We start from the raw sequence: 4,538 nt of genomic DNA on the forward strand, positions 1-4,538 counted from the left end.
CCTGAAAACACCACCGCCACAAGCTCATTGACATCGTGCACACCATGCCAACGACAACCGTCACCCTTCGTTACCACCGATTACGGGCCAGAGCCTAAATCCTGATACTCCCCACCCACACACCAACCACCACCCCCGGAATCACATGAAGGCGCACATGCCGGTGTCCGCACCGTCTGGATGGCGTGTGCGAACTCGCCTGCCGAGTCGGTGTCGCGGCGGCACACGGGGTTCGGAGGCCGGTTGGCGGTTCCGCCGCTGCCCGGCGTCACTGCGTGGCGGGCGCGGCCGGGCGCGCGGGGCCGCGGGCCACGTCGGCGGACCACCCCGGCTACACCGAGGCTTCGGGCAAGGTGGAGCGGTGTCGATCGGGGTCGGGCATGTGCTCGGGCGGGGGGTGGGGGCACGCCGGGTGCAGGGGGCGTTCGAGGAGTTCGCGCAGGGCCGCGCGTTGTCGTGCGCGTTGCGGGATCAACTCCCGGGTCCAGGCGTCCTCGCGGGCGACGGCCCAGTACGAGTCCCGGTCCGCGAGCTCGCGCAGGAACGCCCGTTGCCCGGGAGTAAGCACGGCGGCGGCGAGGTCGATCCCGGGCCCGGCCCGGTGGCACGGGGCCCAGCCGTCGGTGGGCACGATCGGGTCCACGTCCACCCCCGGGAACAACACCGCCAACACCGGAACCCAACACCGCGGGCCGAGGTCGAGCCCGACGGGTGCGGCGAGCATCGCCCGGGCCACGGGCAGCATGTCCTCGAACGCCCGGGTGCGTTCGGCCGCCGCCGTGACCACCGCGCCCAGGAACCGTTGTCCCACGACCGCGGGCAGCAGGTCCGGGAACCAAGGGTCCACGGCGGTCGGATCCGCGAGCGCGGCCCGCAACTCGCGGGCCGCGCCGACGTCGTGCGCGCACACCGGGGCCAGAGCCGCGCACACCCGGATCGCCGGGTCCCGATCGTCGAGGAGATCGCGGACGTCGCGGCCCCACGCCCCCAGGGCCAACGTCACCGCGGCGCGCTCGCGTCGATCCGCGTCGCCGACCAGCCGCCGGCGCAGGGTCCGGGCCGCCCGGGGTATGCGATCGGTGAGGCCGGGCGCCAGGAGCAGGGCGACGGTGGTGCCCAGGGCCGCCTCGCGCACGAGCGGGTCGGGGTCGTCGAGGAAGCCGCCGACGGCTTCGTACAGGGTCGGGCGGATCGCCCGGAACGCGAGCACGGTCGGGTTGGGGTCGAAGCCGGGACGGTCTCCGGGTCTTTCCCCGTAGGAGGCGTCGTCGTCCAGCTCGCCGAGCCACGTCAGGAGCACCGCGCGCAACGAGGGACGTCCCCTCGGGTGGGGAGCGGCGCCCTCGTGGGTGTTCGTCGTCGCCGGATGCCCGAGGATCGCCGCCGTGAACGCCGCCACCGGCACAGCCGCCGGATACAACGAGTTCTGCACGCTCGTGGCTCCCGCCACGCGCGAGAACGCGGCGGCCCGCACCGCGGGATCCGCACTCAGCAGACGCGGCAACTCCGCCGCGAGGTCCCCCGCCGATCCGAAGACGTCCAGGGCGGCCCAGTCCGTACCCGCGATCAACCGCCGCGCCGTCGGCGACAGTCGCGCCGGCACACCCCGGCCGTCCGGGTCCTCCCAAGTGATCGTCACCCCGACAGCATGACCCGCCACACCGACACCCGCCCCGGACCGGGCCCGCTCCGCTTCGACGCACCGTCGTCGTGGTCGGGCCGCCCGGGCGGCGCCCTCGACGGGTGCACGGTGGTCGACGCCGGAGCGTTCGACGGCGGCCGACAATACGTCCGGCGCAGCCCCGGTCGTCTCACAGCGTCCAGGTGTAGGCGTGCCCGTCCGGGGCTGCGAGGCGAACGTGTTGGCCGGTGGGGCCCGCGTCGAGGGTGAACCACTCGCGGCGCGGACGATTCAGCTCCAGCCACAGGCGGTGGGCCCGTTCGATCGGCGTCCACAGGTCCCGCCCGCCGGACCGGGCGACCTCGGCGCCGGAGTGGGTCTCGGTGACGGTGGTTACGCCGCCGTCGGGGGTGCGCAGGGTGGTGATGTGGCGGCCGTCGGTGCGGGTGAAGGTGCGGGTGGTGTGGGGGTCGAGGTGGAGTTGGGCGAAGAAGGAGAACGTCCAGTCGTCCAAGACCCTTGGGGTCAGGAGTGAGGTGCGGGTCTGGTCCCCGGCATGCCCGGGTTCCCAGTGGGCGGGCCGAGGGGCTCCTTCGTCCACGTCGTGGTCCGTGTCGGGCAGGAGGGGCATGAAGGCGGCGGGGGTGTGCATGAGGCGGCCCGCCGCGGTGCCGTCGGGGAGTTTCTTCAGCCAGGCGATCGACCCGCCCGCGAGGGTGCCCTTGAGCGGGACCACCAACACCGCGCCCGGCGCGCACTGTTCGATCCACGCAGTCGGGATCCGCGGGACGGAGGCGGTCGCGATCAACCGGTCGTACGGGGCGTTTCCGGCCCAGCCGGTCGTGCCGTCGCCGAGGACGACGTCGGGGGCGAAGCTGGCAATCTCGAGGCGTTCGCGGGCGGTGTCGACCAGGTGCGGAGTGTGGTCGAGCGTGGTGACGTGGTCCGCCCCGACGAGACGGCACAACAGGGCGGCGTTGTAGCCGCTGCCGGTACCGATCTCCAGCGTGCGGGCACCCGGGACGGGGTCGAGGGCGTCGAGCATGTCGGCCATCAGATCCGGCGCGGTCGACGAGGACGTCGGTACCCCGGACACGCCCTCGGACGGGGCGTGTTCGGCGTGGACACCGTCGACCTCAGTGATCAACGACTCCCCCGAATAGACCGCGTCCCACCAGGCGCCGCCGGCGTTGCCGGTGTCGTCGGCACGCCACGGAGTAAAACGGTCGCCGCCCTCGCGGCGGTAGAACACCGGGGTGAACACGTGGCGGGGCACGTTGAGGAACGACTCGGCGATCCGGGACGAGAGCACGACGTCGCCGGCGGCGATCCGCTCCACCAGGCGCACCCGGGCGGCGATCAGGGCCCGGTCGTCGTCGAGGACGCTCACGTGACTCCTTCGAGGTAGTCGGCGATCGCCGCCGTGATCGGCAGCCCGGTGGCCTGTTCCACGAATCCATACTGCCCGGACGGGTTCAACTCCAGCATCACCCACTCGCCGGTCGGGGTGATCACGAAGTCAAACGCGCCGTACGGCAGACCCAGCGTGTCCAGCATCGCCAGGACACCCTGAGTCACCGCAGGGGGCGGGTCGCAGACCTTGTAGGCGAGGCTGTCGTAGTCACGCCGCCAGTCCACGCGCGCCGACATCCCACCGGGCAAACTCCTCGACGGCCGCACCTACCGGTGGACCGCCCAGACCGGCGACGGAGCACTCAGCTCGGACATCTCCACCGGCCAGACCTTCACGATCGACGCAACACCGCCCTCGGTACCGGCGCTCACAAGCACCGACTACCCCATCCAGGGCACCGGCAGGACCGCCGGCGACAAGGGCACATTCACCCTGACCGCCACCGACAACGCCTCGGGCGTCCAAACGTTCGAATACTCCCTCAACGGCACCATTCCCGTCGGCGGCGCCGCCCGCGCGGTCTACGACGACATCGACAAGACCTGGAAGATCAAGGACCTCCCCATCCAGAACTGGGGCACCAACCACCTCTACGCGCAAACCGTCGACAAGGCGGGAAACCGCTCCCAACAGATCGACTACGCCTTCTACGCCCCGTCGAACCCCAACGCCACCACCACCCTGGGCGACGTCACCGGCGACGGACGCATCGACCTGCTCACCACCGACGACACCGGCGCCCTACGCATGTACGGCATCGACACCGACCCCACCAAGGGCGGCCAACTGGCGGCAGGCGCCGTCGAAGGGCCCATCGAGGCAGCAGGCGGCAAGAAGACCTGGACCGGCGCCCTGACCACCCACCGCGGCGGCAACGGCATCACCTACGACGACCTCTACGTCCACGCGAGCGGTCAGCTCTACCTCTACCAAAGCAGCTTCAGCACCGAACTCGACCCCGACAGCTCAGGCCTGGAAAACAACAACGGCCAATACTTCACCCGCGGCAATCGGCTCCTGCCGAACCGCCCCACCACCTGCATCGCCCCAACAGGCGCCTGCGCGACGTACAGCCCCAACTGGAGCAAAGTCCGACAGATCATCGCTCCCGGCGACGCCAACGCCGACGGATACCTCGACCTGATCACCATCGAGGAAGACGGCCCCGACATCGGCGGCGGCGCCCGCGGCCTACGCATGTGGATGTTCAACGGCAACGCCACCACCGGCGCCTTCGCCAAGGCCACCCTTCTGGGAGCCACGGGCTTGAACAACTCCGACCTCATCGCCCCCGGCGACACCACCGGCGACCAACTCCCCGACCTGTGGGCCCGCGACCGCGCCACCGGACAGCTCCACCAGTACGCGTCGAAGAAGAACACCGACGGCACCGTCGACGTCACGGCGCTGGGGAACACCGCCGCGCGCACGCTGATCGGGACCGGGTTCGACGGCGCCGCCTACCCCAGGCTCAACTCCGACGGCGACCTCGACGGCGACGGC

Annotated in this window: 3 protein-coding genes and 1 pseudogene; 1 reads left to right on the forward strand and 3 read right to left on the reverse strand. The window is 71.3% G+C overall.

Going from position 1 to position 4,538, the window contains the following annotated elements; translation table 11 throughout:
• Positions 1-331 precede the first annotated feature (331 nt).
• The 3 genes from ACIBSV_RS50510 to ACIBSV_RS50520 all read right to left on the reverse strand — a co-directional run bounded on the left by ACIBSV_RS50510 (position 332) and on the right by ACIBSV_RS50520 (position 3,271).
• On the reverse strand, positions 332-1,639 hold the full coding sequence (locus ACIBSV_RS50510) for a HEAT repeat domain-containing protein (protein WP_395874748.1): 1,308 nt from the start codon (positions 1,637-1,639) through the stop codon (positions 332-334).
• Positions 1,640-1,811: 172 nt separating this feature from the next.
• Positions 1,812-3,011, reverse strand: a complete 1,200-nt coding sequence (locus ACIBSV_RS50515; protein WP_395874750.1) for a methyltransferase domain-containing protein — start codon at positions 3,009-3,011, stop codon at positions 1,812-1,814.
• The gene (locus tag ACIBSV_RS50520; protein ID WP_395874752.1) at positions 3,008-3,271 is read right to left on the reverse strand and encodes a hypothetical protein; all 264 of its coding nucleotides are present in this window, start codon (positions 3,269-3,271) and stop codon (positions 3,008-3,010) included. Before ACIBSV_RS50520 ends, ACIBSV_RS50515 begins: the two co-directional genes overlap by 4 nt.
• A 511-nt stretch (positions 3,272-3,782) precedes the next feature.
• Here ACIBSV_RS50520 and ACIBSV_RS50525 point away from each other — a divergent pair.
• Positions 3,783-4,538 (forward strand): annotated as a pseudogene (locus ACIBSV_RS50525) (hypothetical protein); the annotation flags it as partial.

The sequence above is a fragment of the Embleya sp. NPDC050154 genome, from assembly GCF_044460165.1.
GTDB lineage: Bacteria > Actinomycetota > Actinomycetes > Streptomycetales > Streptomycetaceae > Embleya.

What these genes read in the sequence shown, in the direction of transcription:
- ACIBSV_RS50520 (WP_395874752.1), bottom strand. Translation starts at nt 3,271, where the DNA reads ATGTCGGCGCGCGTGGACTGGCGGCGTGACTACGACAGCCTCGCCTAC.